Annotated in this window: 8 protein-coding genes; 4 read left to right on the top strand and 4 right to left on the bottom strand. The window is 74.8% G+C overall.

Annotated elements, in window-relative coordinates:
* Positions 1 to 2: 2 nt before the first annotated feature.
* Both OG338_RS15655 and OG338_RS15650 read right to left on the bottom strand, forming a co-directional pair.
* The gene (locus OG338_RS15655; protein WP_405937910.1) at positions 3 to 1,649 is read right to left on the bottom strand and encodes a SpoIIE family protein phosphatase; all 1,647 of its coding nucleotides are present in this window, start codon (positions 1,647 to 1,649) and stop codon (positions 3 to 5) included.
* Between the two features lie 179 nt (positions 1,650 to 1,828).
* Positions 1,829 to 3,145 (bottom strand): NAD(P)/FAD-dependent oxidoreductase, encoded by a 1,317-nt coding sequence (locus OG338_RS15650; protein WP_405937909.1) that lies wholly within the window; start codon positions 3,143 to 3,145, stop codon positions 1,829 to 1,831.
* Positions 3,146 to 3,564: 419 nt separating this feature from the next.
* On the opposite strand from OG338_RS15650, the gene OG338_RS15645 reads away from it, so the two are divergent.
* A complete protein-coding gene (locus tag OG338_RS15645) occupies positions 3,565 to 4,440 on the top strand; it encodes a TetR/AcrR family transcriptional regulator (protein WP_405937908.1) in 876 nt (291 codons plus the stop codon).
* Between the two features lie 221 nt (positions 4,441 to 4,661).
* Positions 4,662 to 6,701, top strand: coding sequence for a sigma-70 family RNA polymerase sigma factor (locus tag OG338_RS15640; protein ID WP_405940435.1), 2,040 nt, complete (start codon positions 4,662 to 4,664; stop codon positions 6,699 to 6,701).
* A 38-nt stretch (positions 6,702 to 6,739) separates the two neighbouring features.
* Here the strand turns inward: OG338_RS15640 and OG338_RS15635 are convergent, their stop codons facing one another.
* Positions 6,740 to 10,321, bottom strand: a complete 3,582-nt coding sequence (locus tag OG338_RS15635) for an AfsR/SARP family transcriptional regulator (RefSeq protein ID WP_405937907.1) — start codon at positions 10,319 to 10,321, stop codon at positions 6,740 to 6,742.
* A gap of 120 nt (positions 10,322 to 10,441) precedes the next feature.
* Entirely contained in the window at positions 10,442 to 12,553 is a 2,112-nt protein-coding gene (locus tag OG338_RS15630; RefSeq protein WP_405937906.1) for an asparagine synthase-related protein, read from the bottom strand.
* Between the two features lie 1,255 nt (positions 12,554 to 13,808).
* Here OG338_RS15630 and OG338_RS15625 point away from each other — a divergent pair.
* A complete protein-coding gene (locus tag OG338_RS15625; RefSeq protein ID WP_405937905.1) occupies positions 13,809 to 15,386 on the top strand; it encodes a sporulation protein in 1,578 nt (525 codons plus the stop codon).
* 112 nt (positions 15,387 to 15,498) lie between these two features.
* Positions 15,499 to 16,749 (top strand): L-2-hydroxyglutarate oxidase, encoded by a 1,251-nt coding sequence (gene lhgO / locus OG338_RS15620; protein WP_405937904.1) that lies wholly within the window; start codon positions 15,499 to 15,501, stop codon positions 16,747 to 16,749.

Genomic DNA, 16,749 nt, shown 5'->3' with positions numbered 1-16,749 from the left:
CATCACCGCGGCAGGACGAACTCGCACCACACCGCCTTGCCGCCGCCCGGCGTGCGGCGGCTCCCCCACGACGTGGCGATCGAGGCGACGATCGAGATGCCCCGGCCCGCCTCGTCCGCCGGTTCGGCGCGGCGGCGGCGCGGCAGGTGGTCGTCGCCGTCGGTCACCTCGATGATCAGGCGGCGGTCGGTGCGGCGCAGGCCGAGGCGCATCGGCGGGGTGCCGTGCTGGAGGGAGTTCGCGACGAGCTCCCCGGCGGCGAGGACCCCGAGGTCGCACAGCTCCACCGGGAACCGCCACGAGGCGAGCACGCCCGTCGCGAAGGCGCGGGCGCGGGGAGCCGCTTCGATGCCGCCGAGCAGGTCGAGCGAGGCGTTGTGGAACAGCTCGGCGGCGGTGCCCGTGCGTGCCGGGTGCTGCACGACCAGGACCGCCACGTCGTCGTCGTGCTCCGCGGTGACGTTGAGGGAGCGGATCAGCCGGTCGCAGACGACCTGCGGCGCGCCCGTCGCCCCGGACAGCGCCCGCTCCAGCGCGCCCACGCCCTCGTCGATGTCCTCGCTGCGGCGCTCGACCAGCCCGTCCGTGTAGAGGACGGCGGTGGAACCGGGCGGCAGCGGAATCGTGCCCGAGGTGTGGATCCAGCCGCCGGTACCGAGCGGCGGGCCGATCGGGTCCTCCGCGCGGCGGACCGTGCCGTCCTCGTCGCGCACCAGGATCGGCAGATGGCCGGCGGAGGAGTAGACGAGCAGTCCCTCGTTGGGGTCGTGCACGGCATAGGCGCAGGTGGCGATCTGGCTGGCGTCGATCTCGGCGGCGAGCCCGTCGAGAAGCTGAAGGACCTCGTGCGGCGGAAGGTCCAGGCGGGCGTAGGCCCGTACGGCGGTGCGGAGCTGGCCCATGACGGCGGCGGCGCGCACCCCGCGCCCCATCACGTCGCCGATGACCAGCGCGGTGCGGCCCGCGCCCAGGGTGATGACGTCGTACCAGTCGCCGCCGACCGCGGCATCCGTGCCGCCCGGCTGGTAGGTGGCAGCGATCCGCAGGTCGTCGGGCTGTTCCAGCTCCTGCGGGAGCAGCGAGCGCTGGAGGGTGACGGCGGTCTCCCGGTGGCGGCCCTCGCTGGCGCGCAGCCGCTCGGCGGCCTCGGCGTGATCGGTGACGTCGGCCGCGTACACGAGGACTCCGCTGTCGCGACCCTTCTCCTCGTCGGGGCGCACGGGTGTGCAGGTCACGGTGTACGAGCGGCCGTCGGCGGCCTTGCGGGACTTGACCGTGCGCGGGGTGCCGCTGCGCAGGACCTGGTCCATGAGGGGGATCAGGCCGATCTCGGTCAGCTCGGGCATCACTTCGGCGGCCGGGGCGCCGCAGGGGCGGGGGCCGAAGGCGGCGGCGTACGCGTCGTTGACGTAGGCGATGTGGTGGTGGGGGCCGTGCACCAGGGCGACGAGGGCAGGCAGCCGGCCCAGGATGTCGCGGGCGGAGAGGTCCTCCAGGTCGGGCGCCGAGGGCAGGGGGACACCGACGGTGCCGCCCTGCGGCGGGGCGGCGCCCGGTTCGGCGCGGGCCGCCGGTACGGAGCTGTGGTCCTCCCGGGCGGCGCGACGCTGCGTACCGGGGAGGCGGGCGCTCCAACGCGTGAAGTTCACGGAATTTCTGGCCTCGTGTGTCGGTCTGGTCCGCTCGGGCGGGTGCTTCCTCTGCCAGGGCGTCGGGCGCGTTCGTCGCTCCTGGGGCGGTCTTCGCTGGTCACTGTCTGTTGCTGCCTGCCGGGTCACTCTGTGCAGATGTGGGCCCACCCATGGTCACACGTCCAGTGTGGCGGACCCTACTGACAGTCGTCCCCGCCGGGCCGTGGGCGGCGTCCGGCGGCGAGTTCGAATTCGGCCCGTGGATGTTCCAGGGAGCCCAGGGAGACGATCTCGCGTTTGAAGAGGCCGGCGAGCGTCCATTCGGCCAGGACGCGTGCCTTCCGGTTGAGGGTGGGGACCCGGCTTAGGTGGTACATGCGGTGTATCAGCCAGGCCGGATAGCCCTTCAGCCGGCGCCCGTAGATGTGCGCGACGCCTTTGTGGAGTCCGAGCGAGGCGACGGAGCCCGCGTAGCTGTGGCGGTATTCGGTGAGCGGTGCCCCGTCGAGCGCGGCGGTGACGTTGTCCGCGAGGACCTTCGCCTGGCGGACGGCGTGCTGGGCGTTGGGGGCGGTCGTGCGGCCGGTTTCGGCGGCGGTGAGGTCGGGTACGGCGGCGGCGTCGCCGGCCGACCAGGCGTGCTCGGTGCCCTCGACGGTCAGCTTCGCGGTGCACCTGAGCCTGCCGCGGCCGTCCAGGGGGAGGCCGGTGGCGGCGAGGAGGGGTGCGGGTTTGACGCCCGCCGTCCACACGAGGGTACGGGTGGGGAAGCGGGAGCCGTCGCTGAGGACGGCGACGCGGTCCTCGCAGGAGTCCAGCCGGGTGTCGAGGCGTACGTCGATGTTGCGTCCCCGCAGTTCCCGTACGGCGTACCGGCCGAGGGATTCGCCGACCTCGGGCAGGATGCGGCCGGTGGCCTCCACGAGGATCCACTTCAGGTCCTCGGCCTTGATGTTGTGGTAGTACCGCGAGGTGTAGCGGGCCATGTCCTCCAGCTCCGCGAGCGCCTCCACGCCCGCGTAGCCGCCGCCGACGAAGACGAAGGTCAGGGCGGCGTCACGGACGGCGGGGTCGCGGGTGGCGGACGCGATGTCCATCTGTTCGATGACGTGGTTGCGCAGCCCGATGGCCTCTTCGATCGTCTTGAAACCCACGCCGTGGTCGGCGAGGCCGGGGACGGGGAGGGTGCGCGAGACGGACCCGGGGGCCAGGACGAGTTCGTCGTACTCGATCTCCAGGGCGCCGGTGCCGTCCTCGCCGCTGGCGAGGGTGGTGACGGTCGCGGTGCGCTTGGTGTGGTCGATGGCCCGGGCCTCGCCGATGACGATGGTGCAGTGCGGCAGGACGCGGCGCAGCGGTACGACGACATGGCGCGGTGAGATCGAGCCGGCGGCGGCCTCGGGGAGGAACGGCTGGTACGTCATGTAGGGCTCGGGCGCGACCACCACGATCTCGGTCTCGCCGCTTCTCAGTCTCTGCTTCAGCTTCCGCTGGAGACGCAGCGCTGTGTACATCCCGACGTAGCCCCCACCGACGATGAGGATGCGCGCACCCGGCGGGGGGCCGGGGGGCGTGCCCCCGGAAGCTGAAGCCATCACCACCCCATGACGCAACGTGCGCCGGAGTTTGTCCACAGCCCCGGCAAATTGTGTGACCGGAGGACGTGGACGGGCCGGTGATGCCGGACGGACCGTTGGTGTGCAAGCCCCGCAGGTCAGGCATTGCGGTACGGGGCCGGGACGGGGATCAAGTGGTGACCAACCGGTCCTTGCGCCGATCGGGGGGCGCTCCGGGCGGAACTGCCCTCTTCTGAATTGACCCGGGCTCAACTATGTTCGTATGTCGTCGGGGTGTCGGACGGTGACCATCGGTCCCCCCTCGACGGACACGGCGGGAGTCTCCGGGGGGAGACGTCATAACCGGGGGAACAGTTATGGATATTCAGGAATCGCATTGGCCGACCGCTGCTGTCGCGCCTGAAGGCAGCGGGCACATCGGGGCAGTTGGCACCCTCAACGGAACGGGCGGCACCACGGCGACCGTGCCTCCGGCGGCGGTGAACGCGCTGGGCAACGGGCTCGTTGCCCAGCCCGGTGGTGCGTCGGCGCACGCACGGTCGGCCCCGCTGCGGGTGGACGCGCAACGCAATCTCGAACACGTACTGCGCGCTGCGCGCGAGGTGTTCGGGGAGCTCGGGTACGGGGCCCCGATGGAGGATGTGGCCCGTCGGGCCAGGGTCGGCGTCGGCACGGTCTACCGGCGTTTTCCCAGCAAGGACGTGCTGGTGCGCCGGATAGCCGAGGAGGAGACCTCCCGGCTGACCGACCAGGCGCGTTCCGCGCTCGGGCAGGAGGACGAGCCGTGGTCGGCGCTCTCGCGCTTCCTTCGGACCTCCGTGGCCTCGGGGGCGGGCCGGCTCCTGCCCCCGCAGATACTGCGGGTCGGTGTGGAGGCCGAGGACTCGACCGTGGTCGGTGAGGCCGTCGAGGCCGGGGACGAGCCCCGGGTCCCCCAGCAGCGGCAGGAGACGGGCCCGGCCGCGCCCCGGGCGGTGTCCCGGCAGCGGACCGATCCGGAGGCCGGTGACGAGGACCTGGGCGCCGGTGCGGCCGAGCTGCTGGAGGTCGTGGGGCGGCTGGTCGACCGGGCGCGGACCTCGGGCGAGCTGCGCCACGATGTGACGGTGTCGGACGTCCTGCTGGTCATCGCGACGGCCGCCCCCTCCCTGCCGGACGCGGCCCAGCAGGCGGCGGCCTCTTCCCGGCTGCTGGACATCCTGCTGGAGGGACTGCGCTCGCGCCCCGAGTGACGGACGCCGGGCGTGGAGCGGGGCCGCGACGCCCTGCCTCCCGCCCGCCCGCACGTCAACCCAACCCCTCGCGCCTTCCCCGAATGAGTGCCCTTCAGTGCTCGCATTCGGCGAGGACACCCCGGATGAGTGGTTGGCGGGACTGAGGGCACGCAGCATCGGCGCTCTGTGGCACGCTTGCCCGGTATTCGGGTCCGATGGCGCATACGGGGGCGTCCGCGATGAGCGGTGACGGGCAGAGGGAAGAGTCGTACGACGGTGTGTCCACCGCCGGCGGCGGTACGGAGCCGGCCGGCTCACCCGGGCACCAGGTGCCGAGCCAGGCCGGCCCCGGTCGGCACGATGCCGACGCGCAGGCGGACGACCTAGGCGGAACGGTCCTGCCGGGCCCCTGGCCGCCCGCACCGGCCGAGGACGGCGGGGCGGAGAGCGCTCCCGAGAGCCCCAGCACGGGTCCCGCCGAGGCCGTTCCCGCCGTGCCGATGCAGCGGACGGGGCGGGGCTCCGGCGGGGCGGACGGCGCGGCGGCGGGGCCGTCGGACGCGCAGTTGGTCCAGCGCATGCGGGAGGGCGACAACCTCGCCTACGACGAACTGTTCCGGCGGCACTCGCAGGCCGTGCGCCGCTACGCCCGCAGCTGCTGCCGGGACGCGCACACCGCCGACGACCTGACCGCCGAGGTCTTCGCCCGGACCCTTCAGGCGGTACGGGGCGGCAAGGGGCCCGAGGAGGCGGTGCGCGCCTACCTGATGACGGCGGTCCGGCATGTGGCCGCCGCCTGGACGAAGACCGCGAAGCGCGAGCAGCTGGTGGACGACTTCGCCGCGTTCGCCGCCCAGGCCGCCCGGTCGTCCGAGGTGTCCGACGACGACACCCTGGACCTCGGCGCGGATGTGCTCGCGATGCACGAGGCCGAGCAGTCGATGGCCATGCAGGCGTTCCGCAGCCTCCCGGAGCGCTGGCAGGCGGTCCTGTGGCACACCACCGTCGAGGAGGAGTCGCCCAGCGACATCGCGCCCCTGTTCGGGCTGACCGCCAACGCCACGTCGGTGCTGGCCAGCCGGGCGCGTGAAGGGCTCAAGCAGGCGTATCTGCAAGCCCATGTGAGCCAGGCGCTCACCTCCGGCGGCGACTGCGCGCGGTACGCCGACCGGCTCGGCGCGTATGCCCGGGGCGGGTTGCGGATGCGGGCGGAGCGCGGGCTGCGCGGGCATCTGGACGAGTGCGCGAAGTGCCGCGTCGCGGCGGGCGAGCTGGCCCAGGTCAACGCCGGTATCCCCGCGCTGCTGCCGGTCGCGGTCATCGGCTGGTTCGCCGCCGGGTACGCCCTCAAGGCCGCCGGGATCGTGGCGGGAGGCGCGGTCGGCGCCGCCGGGGCGAGTGCCGCAGCGGCGGCGACCGGAGGCGGCTCGTCCGCGGGCACGGCGGGTGGTGCGGCGGCCTCCGAGGGGCTGGGCGCACCCGCGAAGGCCGGCATCGCCGCGGCGGTGGCCGTCGCGGCGGCGGCCGGGATCGTCTGGGCCCTGGTGGGCGACGACAGCCCGCGGCCCGAGGCGAAGCCGGTCCCCAAGCCCCCGGCCGTGGCTCCTGCGGTGCCCTCACCGACGCCGCCGACGCCGACCCCGCCGCAGCCGACGCCCCCGAAGCCCGCGCCGCCGGCCCCCACACCGCCGAAGCCCACTCCCGCTCCCACGCCCAAACCGACTCCCACGCCGACGCCTACGCCGCCTCCTGAGCCGCGCCCCACGCCGACGCCTACGCCCACACCGCCGAAGCCCATCCCCACCACACCCGCCCCGAAGCCGCCGCCTCCCGCTCCGGCACCGGACGTCTACCAGGTCAGCGAGCTGGACTACTCCCTCTTCGGCGACCACACCGCACCCGAGGTGGTGCTCGGGGAGAGCAGCTGGGTCTGGCAGCGCTCCGGCGTATCGGTCGGCGGTACGCGATACGCACACGGGGTGACCGTCAACGGCCGCTCCTCGGTGGTCATCCAGCTGAACCGCCAGTGCACCCGTTACGAGGCCATGGCCGGGGTGGACGACCTCACCATGGGACTCGGCGCGGTGCGGTTCTCGGTGTTCGGCGGGGACGGGACACGGCTGTGGCAGTCCCCGGTGGTCCGGGGCAACGACCCCGCCGTGCCGGTCGGGGTGAATGTGGCGGGCCAGGAGCGGATTCGGCTGGTGGTCGAGCCGGAGCAGCCGTTCGGCGGGGTCGCCCTCGCGGACTGGGCCGAGTCACGCATCAGCTGCCGCTGAGGATCGAGGACCCCCACGGCGCGGCCGGCCCGCGCTCGTCACGGCAGATCCGCGACGATCTCCCGCAACAGGGCGATGACGTCGTCCAGGGACAACCCGTGGCCTGCGGCGCGCTCCTCCTCGTAGCGTGCGGAGCCCAGCGCCTCGCGGCACAGGCGCCCGGCCGCGTCGGTCTCGGCCAGCTCCCCCTCGGTCCGCGGGCTCGACGTCCGCCGCCAGTCGTCGGCGGCGGCGGACACGCGGGCGGCCACCGCGTGGTGGCCGAGCCTCGCCAGGACCGACACCGCGCCGTCCGCCAGATGCCCCGTGACGATCTCGGCGCACTGGGCCTCCTTGGCCGCGACCAGGGAGTCGGTCAGCCCGCGCGCCCCGACGACGAGGCCGCCGTCGGGCCCTGGCTCGTGCACCGCGATCCGGGCCGACAGGCCGGCCATCGCCACGGTGAAGTGCGACGGCGGGCCGCCGCGCCCGGCCTCCTCCAGGGCGACCGTGAGCAGCCGCCGGGCGTCCGCGATGTCGCCCCGGTAGAACGCCATGGTGGCGCGCAGGTAGTGGACGTACGCGGTGGCGTCGTGGGACTGGTGGCGTTCGGCCTCGGCCTCCGAGCTGTCCAGCCGCTGTAGGGCGTCCGCCAGGTCTCCGGTGCGGTAGGAGAGTTCGGCGAGCCGGGCCAGGAGGAACGGCGCCTCGGCGTGCGCACCGACCTCACGGGCGAGCAACAGCGCCTCCTCGTACGCGATGCGGGCCTCGGCGTAACGTCCGCGCATCATGCCCGCCTCGGCCGCCGCGCTCGCCACCTGGGCGCGCATCCAGCGGTCGCCGATGCGGCGGCTCAGGGTGCGCAGCTCGTCCAGGTCGTCATCGATCCCGGGCATGCCGCCCGGCATGTCGACCACCATGTGCGCGCGGAACATCAGGATGACGCCGTACTCCCACGGGCCGCCGTGCTCGCGGGCGTTGTCGACCGCCGCGTCGATCTTCTCCCGGGCGTTCTCCGGCGTACCGGTGAGATAGGCGGTCATCGGCCAGAGCAGTCCCGGGAACCGGACGCTGTGGGTGAGCGAGGCGGCGAACGCGTCGGCCACCCGCACCACGAGCGCGCGGAGCGAGGTGTCGTCGTGCGCCATCGCGGACTGCCCGCTCTCCGCCGCGAAGAAGAACCACAGCATGTGCAGGTTCATCCGCGGCCAGTACCGGGGGTCCGACTCGTCGGTGGGCTCGGGGCCGAGCGCACGGGCCTTCCGGGTCCAGGACAGGCCCTCGGAGCGGTAGTTGCGCAGCCACCAGAACCAGCCCATGCCCAGCACCAGACGGGCCGCCTCCGCCTCGGATGAGGTGGCGGGCGAAGTGGTGCGCTGGAGCGTGGCCCGGATGTTGTCGAGGTCGGTCTCCAGACGCTGGATCCAGGGCAGTTGGCCATCGGAGCGCAGCAGCGGGTCGGCCTCCTCGACCAGGGCGAGGAAGTACGCGGTGTGCGCGCTCTCGGCGGCGGCGCGCGCCTCCGGGGCCTCGGCGCACCGTTCGGTGGCGTACTCGTGAATCGTCTCCAGGAGGCGGTAGCGCATCGCGCCGTCCGCACCCGGGGCGGCCACCACCAGGGACTTGTCGACCAGCGCGCCGAGCAGGTCGGCGGTGTCGGCGGCGTGCCCGCCGGGGCGGGCAGGTGTCCTGATGACCGCTTCGGCGGCGGCCAGGTCCCAGCCGCCGGCGAACACGGAGACCTGGCGCAGGGCGGTGCGCTCGTCCTCGTCCAGGAGGTCCCAGGACCAGTCGACAACCGCGCGCAGCGTCTGCTGGCGGGGCAGCACGGTCCGGCTGCCGCCCGTCAGCAGCCGGAACCTGTCGTCGAGCCGGTCCGCGATCTGACGCGGTCCGAGCAGACGCAAGCGGGCGGCGGCCAGCTCGATGGCGAGCGGCAGCCCGTCCAGCCGGCGGCAGATCTCCGCGACGGCGTCCGCGTCGTGCGCGGGCCCCTGACCGGGGTCAAAACCGGGGCGCACGGCCCTGGCGCGCTCCGTGAACAGCCGGTGCGCGGGGTCGGCGGGAAGGGGGCCGACCGGTCGTACGGACTCGCCGGGGACCGCGAGCGGTTCGCGGCTGGTGGCGAGGATGCGCAGATGCGGGCAGCGGGTCAGCAGGGTCTCGGCCAGCGCGGCGGCGGCGCCGATGACGTGCTCGCAGTTGTCGAGCACGAGGAGAACGGGTGTGGGGCGGGCGCCGTGGCCCAGACGGTCGACCAGCAGGTCGACCGGGTCCGTGCGCGGAGGCGCGGCATCGAGGCCGGTGTCCCGCAGCAGGGCGGTCTCGCGCAGCCCGAGCGCGGAGAGCACGGCACCGGGGACGGCCTCGGGGTCCTCGACGGGGGCGAGTTCGGCGATCCAGACATCCGGCGGAGCGGCGCCCGGGGCGGGGGTCAGCTGGGCGGCGGACTCCTCGGCCAGTCGGGTCTTCCCGGAGCCGCCGGGGCCGGTGAGGGTGACCAGCCTCGACCGGGTCAGGTCGTCGTGGATGGCGCGCAGTTCGGGCCCGCGCCCCACGAAGGAGGTCAGCCGGGGGCGCAAATTGCTCCGCCCGGGTTTCACGTGAAACAACCCGGTTTCGTCGGGCGCGGGCGCCGGGGCGAGGAGTTCGCGGTGCAGGGCCGCCAGTTCGGGCCCGGGGTCGGTGCCGAGCCCGTCCGCGAGGGCCCGGCGCGCGTCCTCGTACGCGGCGAGCACGTCGGCCTGCCGGCCATCGGTACGCAGAGCCCGTATCAGCTGGCCTCGGAAGCGCTCGTCGTACGGGTGGGCGGCGGTCAACTCGGTCAGCTCAGCGACCAGGGCGGCGGCGGGCAGGGCGGGGGCCTCGGCGGGCTCGGCGGGCTCGGCGGGGTGGGGATCGACGAGGGCGGGCGCCTCGGGAGCGGACTCCGTGGCGTCGGCGGCCCCCGTGGCTTGCGCGAGACCGGAGACCTCGGCGACGGTGGCCCCCAGGCCCCCGGCAGCCGTGGTGACTGCGGCGTGCCCCGCACCGGGAGCCGTATGCGCACCATCGAAGCCCACGCCCGGAGCCGTATGCGCACCGCCGAAGCCCGCACCTCCGGCGCCACCCGAGCCCGCGCCCCCGGCGCCACCCCTCGCCCGCCGCAGGTCCGCCTCGATGCGGCGTTCCAGGGCGGCAAGGCGGTGGGCCTCGGGGCGCAGCGCATGGCCCTGGTCTCCGTCGGGCAGGTCGGCCAGGGCCGGGCCGCGCCAGAGGGCGAGGGCGGTCCGCAGGGTCCGGGCGGCCCGGTCCGGCGCGCCCGCATCCAGTTCGGCCCCGCCCTGCCGGGCCAGCCGCTCGAACACATAGAGGTCGACGTCGTCCGGGCCGGCCGTCAGGCGGTAACCGCCCGGCGTGCTGGCCAGCGCCTCCCGGCCCAGCACCCGGCGGAGCCGCCCGACGAGGGCCTGGAGTGCGGCGGGCGCGTCGGCGGGGGGATCGTCCGCCCAGACGTCGTCCACGAGGTCGGCCACCGGCACGGGGCGTCCCGGCCGCAGGGCGAGCGCGGCGAGAAGGGCACGCAGCCTGCTGCCGCCGAGGGGCAGCGCACCACCGTTCTCGTCTCGCGCCTCGGTGGCGCCCAGGATCAGATACCGCACGGCACCATTGTGTCCCCGCGGAAGTGGCGGTGGGCAGCGGTCGGACGGACCAGAACGCCTGGGGACGAACCCACCCCGGTGCGCCCTCGCCCTCGGAACACCCGGCGCGCCCGCCCCCGCTCACCCCTGAAGCGAGCGCCGGGCCGGGACCACACCCCCCGCCACCGCGCGCTGCCGGGGGGCCGCCGTGCCGGTCCAGCAGGTGCCGCGGCGGGAGACGAGGCGGCGCAGCCACAGTTCCGTGGCGGCGAGCTCGGCGAGGCCGTCCAGGGGCAGCGGCTCCCCCTCGGAGGCCGCGCGCAGGGCCTTGCGTACGACGCGGGCCTCCACCAGACCGGCATCGGCGAGCAGCGGGGCGTCGAAGAGGGCGATCAGCTCGGGCAGGGCGGCGCGCAGCCCGGTCCGGGTCACCGCCGTCGAGGTGTGCTGCGAGGGGGCGCCCCAGCCGGGCGGCAGTTCGTGGATGCCCGCGCCGGCCAGCACGCGGCGCAGGATCGCCGCGCGGGCGCCCGGCTGGACCCGCAGCGACTCGGGGAGCGCCCGGGCCGCGCGTACGACCTGGTTGTCCAGGAAGGGGGCGTGCAGCCGCTGGCTGCGGACCTCGGCGGCCTGCTCCAGGATGCGGTGGTCGGCGGCGCTGCGGGCGAGGGCGGCCCTCGCCCGGGCCTCGCCGGGGCGCTGCACCGAGGAGGGACGGATCGCCGCCTCCTGAAGGCGAACCGATACTTCAGCCAGCGCCTCTCCGGTCAGCCACCGGGCGGCCGGCCCCGGCCGCGACCAGGCGAGCGCGGCGAGCGAGGCATCGGCCGGGGTGTCGAGGCCGGGCGCGAGGCGGTTGGCGTCGGGCAGCCGGCCCGCGGCCGTTTCGAGGCCGGTCCGATAGGACGTACGGGCCAGCTTGCGGGCCGCCCGGTAGACGGTCAGCGGCACGAACAGCGAGTGCGCGGAGGGGCCTTCGGCCTTGGCGAGGGCGGCGACCGGGCGCAGCAGGTGGCGGCGGCGCCGGTCCATCAGCAGGTCGGCGAGGCGGGCCGGGTGGGCGTCGAGCACCTGCCGGGCGCCGGCGCCCACGAAGTGGTCGGCGCTGCCCGCGGAGAGCCGGCGCCGGTGCCGTTCGGCAAGGACGAGGGAGGGTGCCGGTTCGTCGGTGAGCGGTCCGGCGCCCAGCTCGGCGTAGGGCAGGGCCTCTTCGCCTGCCGCGACGACGACGTGGTGCAGCCGGGGGTTGGCCGCGATGGCGCGGGCCCGTTCGAGTTCGGGTTCGTGGGCGCGGGTCGTCAGGTCGTTGAAGGTGACGGCGAGCAGCCGCTCCCCCGCCCCGGTGCCGTGGCCCAGGATCGTGCCGGGCAGTCCGGGGAGACCGGCGGCGAGCAGGGCGAGGGTCGCCGATGCGCTGCCCCCGGAGAGGTCGGCGCCGATGCCGGGCACCGGCGCGCCCCTGGCGGCGCGGCGTTCGGCCGGGCCCATGCCGGGGACCGGGCCGGGGTCGGGCGGCAGGGTTTCCGGGGCGTGGCGCGGGGCCAGGAGCCGGGCGCGTACCGCTTCGACCAGGGCGTCGCGCACCCCGTCGACCGCGCTCACCGGGTCGAGCTCGGGCGCCGCGACGGCGAGGGAGGCCACCGCCTCGTAACCGGTGATCTCCCGCGAGCCCTCGCGGAGGATCAGGGCGTGCCCGGGCGGGATGCGCTTCACGCCCGCGTAGGGGGTGCCGTCGCGCAGCGCCTCCGGGGTCTCGGGGCAGGCCAGCAGGGCGGCCAGGTGTCCGATGTCGAGCTGGGCCTCGATGAGGTCGGCGAGCGGCAGCGCGGCGGTGGCGTACGCCGTACCGCCGGCCCACGGGGTGTAGAAGACCGGGCGGGCCCCGGCGAGGTCGCCGACGACGGTGATCCGTCGGCCGATCTGGACGACGACCGTGTAGCTGCCGGTCCACGCGGTGAGGTGGCGCAGGGCGCCGCCCCGGGCGGCGAGCAGGCCGACGCGCAGCTGTTCGTCGCTGGCCCCGCAGCAGCCGAGGACGGCGAGCCGGACCATGGGGGCGCCCTCGGCGGTGTCCACCCGGACGGTGCGGATCTCGTCGGGCCGCCAGTCGCCGACCGCCCAGAGCGGATCGGGGTCGCCCCACAGGAGCTGGGAGCCCACGGGGTGCATCGTGCGCCCGTCATCACCGCCGCCGACCGCCCCGGCCGTGCCGAAGCTCGCGGCGATACTGCTCCAACCCACCAACCAACGCATCGCCGCCTCCACAGGCTGTGGACAAAACGGCGCGGCAGGCAAGAACCCGGAAGAACTCCGGTGACGATCGGCGCCGTTGCGGACATGCTGCCACGACAACGGCGCGCAGGAGTGGCTACGGACGGCGCACGTCGTGAGTGCATGCGCCCCTGGCAAAGGCCGCCGGGCGGCAGCCGGGCCGCGCGTTCCGCGCGGGGCTCGCGCGCGTCGCCCGGGAGAGCAACGGAATTGTGGATTCCGGGCGTTGCGTTCCCCGGTCCGGCCCCGCGCGAACGGCCCGCTTCCGGCCAATCCCCGTGCCCGGACCCCGCAACGGCGGAACGGTCCGCACATCCCCCGGCCCGACCTCATCAGACCGTCGACATCCGGCCAATCTCAGGGCGGAGTGGAACCGTTGGCCACATGATCCATTGACCGATTCACTCTGATTTGGCCTTATTCGGCCGCCGCCGCGCCGGTCAACGCATCCGCCCGGCCACGCGGCCGCCGGACCGTCGGAATCCCCGGGAACACACGGTCCGGGAGGCGGGCCTCGCCCCCCGGACCGGTCCACCGCCTGCGGGGAATGAGGCGGCGATATCCCCCAGCCCCCTGCGTCAAACGCAGCGGGCCGATCCACGCAGCACCCATGCAAGCGCCGCCTCCGGGACCGGGCCAGAGCGCACGTGCGGGCGCACGGCCACACACCGGGGTGCACACACGGAGCCCTCGGAGGACCCCGGCCGGACCGACCGGGAGCGAGCGGGACGACAGCGGACACGTACGCCCCGCGCGCCGGTCCGCGCTGGTCGGCACCGGTCGGCAAGTGGCGGGAGCGGCGCGACGAAGCACGTGACACCGCCGTCGCGAAGCGGAATCGCACGCCCGCACGGACCGGCTCCAGCCCCGCGCCGGCGGTCTCCACCACCTCTCCCCCGCGCCCCCGCCATTCCCCCGCTCTTCCTTTTCCCTTCCTCCGCCGCGTGTTCGCCTCCACCGCCCCGTACGCCCCTCGCGACACCTCCCGCCCCACGGCGCCCCGCGCATGGCCGGGACGGACAACAATCCCGCCATACGGACGTCCGGCCCTTAACGGTAGGGATGCGACGAACTACGCTGGGTGCACTGATGTTCTCTACAGGGCGGCATATTCCCCGGGGCACGGCCAAATGCGTGTGCGGGCGGAGTGACAGGGTTCATCCCTGGGGAGAACACGGTACGAATGCCGCGCGCCGAGACGGTGACGCGGCTGCCGTCTGTGTGTCGAGGGGTGGCCATGTCCAGGGAGCAACGAGGACCGAACGAGAAGCTCGGCACCGTTCTCGCCCTCGCGGGAATCAGTAACGCCGGGCTCGCCCGCCGGGTCAACGACCTCGGGGCGCAGCGCGGACTGACCCTGCGCTACGACAAGACGTCGGTCGCCCGGTGGGTCTCCAAGGGCATGGTGCCCCAGGGCGCCGCGCCCCATCTCATCGCCGCGGCGATCGGCGCCAAGCTGGGCCGGCCCGTCCCGCTGCACGAGATCGGTCTCGCCGACGCCGACCCGGCGCCGGAGGTCGGCCTGGCGTTCCCGCGTGACGTGGACGCGGCCGTCCGGTCCGCGACGGAGCTGTACCGGCTGGATCTGGCCGGGCGGCGCGCGGGCAGCGGCGGGATCTGGCAGTCGCTCGCGGGCTCGTTCTCGGTGAGCGCGTACGCCACACCCGCGTCCCGCTGGCTGATATCCCCCGCCGACCCGTCGGTCGCGCGGGCACCGGCCACGGCCGGGGGGCAGCCGCCCGGCGCGCACGGCGCACCGGGGGCGCACGGCTCCGCCGGGGCGCCCGCCCAGCCGGGCACACCCGTATCGCCCGCCCAGGCGACCGGCACCGCCACCGGCCACAGCCTTCTGATCCCGGCCCAGCCCGGACCCGAATCCGGAGGCGATGCCTCCTCATTGCGCGTCGGCCACAGCGATGTGTCCAAACTCCGCGAGGCCGCCCAGGACGCGCGCCGCTGGGACTCCAAGTACGGCGGCGGGGACTGGCGCTCCTCGATGGTCCCGGAGTGCTTACGCGTGGACGCGGCCCCGCTCCTGCTCGGCTCGTACAGCGACGAGGTCGGCCGTGCGCTGTTCGGCGCGGCGGCCGAGCTGACCCGGCTCGCCGGCTGGATGGCCTTCGACACCGGCCAGCAGGAGGCGGCCCAGCGGTACTACATCCAGGCGCTGCGCCTCGCGCGGGCGGCGGCCGACGTGCCGCTCGGCGGCTATGTCCTGGCGTCGATGTCGCTCCAGGCCACCTACCGCGGCTTCGCCGACGAGGGCGTCGACCTCGCGCAGGCCGCCGTCGAGCGCAACCGGGGCCTCGCGACCGCCCGCACGATGAGCTTCTTCCGCCTGGTAGAGGCCCGCGCCCACGCGAAGGCGAACGACGCGCCGGCCGCGGGGGCCGCGCTCAAGGCGTCCGAGAGCTGGCTCGAACGCTCCCGGGAGGGCGACGCCGACCCGGCGTGGCTCGGCTTCTACTCGTACGACCGGTTCGCGGCCGACGCCGCCGAGTGCCATCTCGATCTGAAGGCACCCCGCCAGGTCCGGCGCTTCACCGAGCAGGCGCTGTCCCGCCCCACCGAGGAGTTCGTCCGCTCGCACGGGCTGCGGCTCGTCGTGTCGGCGGTCGCCGAGCTGGAGTCGGGGAATCTGGACGCCGCCTGCGCGGCGGGCACCCGGGCCGTGGAGGTGGCGGGCCGCATCTCGTCGGCGCGCACCACGGAGTACGTACGCGACCTGCTGCACCGCCTTGAACCGTACGGGGACGAGCCGCGCGTCGTGGAGCTGCGCGAGCGCGCCCGCCCTCTGCTGGTCGCCCCGGCATAGAAGCACCGGCTTCGGCATGGAAGTACCGCTTCCTGGGAAGCGCCACGCTGGCCGCATCGGTTTGAGTGCGTTGTCAGTGGGTCAGTGCACTATCGGGGTGGGAGGTGGCGTGATGATGACGCACGCGGCGTACGACTGCGATGTGCTGGTGATCGGCGGCGGGATCGTCGGCCTGTCGGCCGCGTACGCGCTCACGCGCACCGCGCCGGGCACCCGCGTGACCGTGCTGGAGAAGGAGAGGGGCCCGGCGCGCCACCAGACGGGGCGCAACAGCGGGGTGATCCACAGCGGCATCTACTACCCGCCGGGATCACTCAAGGCGCGGTACGCGCTGCGCGGCGGCGCCGAGATGACCGACTTCTGCCGGGAGCACTCCATCGCCCACGCGGTGACCGGCAAGCTGATCGTCGCGACGGACCGCGCCGAGCTGCCCCGGCTGCACGCCCTGGTCCAGCGTGGCCGCGAGCACGGGCTGCCGGTGAGCGAGCTGGGGCCCGCGCAGATCGCCGAGTACGAGCCGAAGGTGCGGGGCCTCGCCGCGATCCGGGTCGGCACGACGGGCGTGTGCGACTTCCGGGCGGTCGCCGGGCGCCTCGCCGACGAGGTACGCGGCGCGGGCGGCGTGATCCGCTTCGGCGCCGAGGTCACGGCGATCGACCGCCGCCCCTGGGGCGTGGCCGTGCGCACGGCGGACGGGCTGGTGGTCCGGGCCAGGGTGCTGGTCAACTGCGCGGGGCTGCACTGCGACCGGATCGCCCGGCTGGCCGGCGACGACCCGGGAATGCGGATCGTGCCGTTCCGGGGGGAGTACTACGAGCTGGCGCGGCCCGAGCTGGTGCGCGGGCTGGTCTATCCGGTGCCGGACCCGGCGTTCCCGTTCCTCGGCGTCCACCTGACCCGGGGCTTCGACGGCTCCGTCCACGTCGGTCCCAACGCGGTGCCCGCCGCCGCCCGCGAGGGCTACGGCTGGCCCGTCGTCCGGCCCCGCGAGCTGATGGACACGCTCAGCTGGCCGGGCTCGTGGCGCATCGCCCGCAGACACTGGCGCTACGGGGCGGGCGAGGTGCACCGCTCCCTCTCGAAGCGCGCGTTCACGGAGGCCGTCCGCCGCCTCCTGCCCGAGGTCACGGAAGCGGACCTGCGCCCCTCGCCCGCCGGGGTCCGCGCCCAGGCCGTGCTCCGGGACGGCACGCTGGTGGACGACTTCCTGATCCGCGAGGCCCCGCACACCGTGCATGTGCTGAACGCCCCGTCGCCCGCCGCCACCGCCGCGCTGCCCATCGGCCGCGAGGTGGCCCGCCGCGCCCTGCTCCGGGCCCGGGCGGCCGGCTGGAAGCCGCCGGAGCGGGCGACGGCGGGATGA

The organism is Streptomyces sp. NBC_00726 (genome assembly GCF_045161735.1).
Taxonomy (GTDB): Bacteria; Actinomycetota; Actinomycetes; order Streptomycetales; family Streptomycetaceae; genus Streptomyces.
This window is presented reverse-complemented; position numbering and strand designations above follow the sequence as displayed.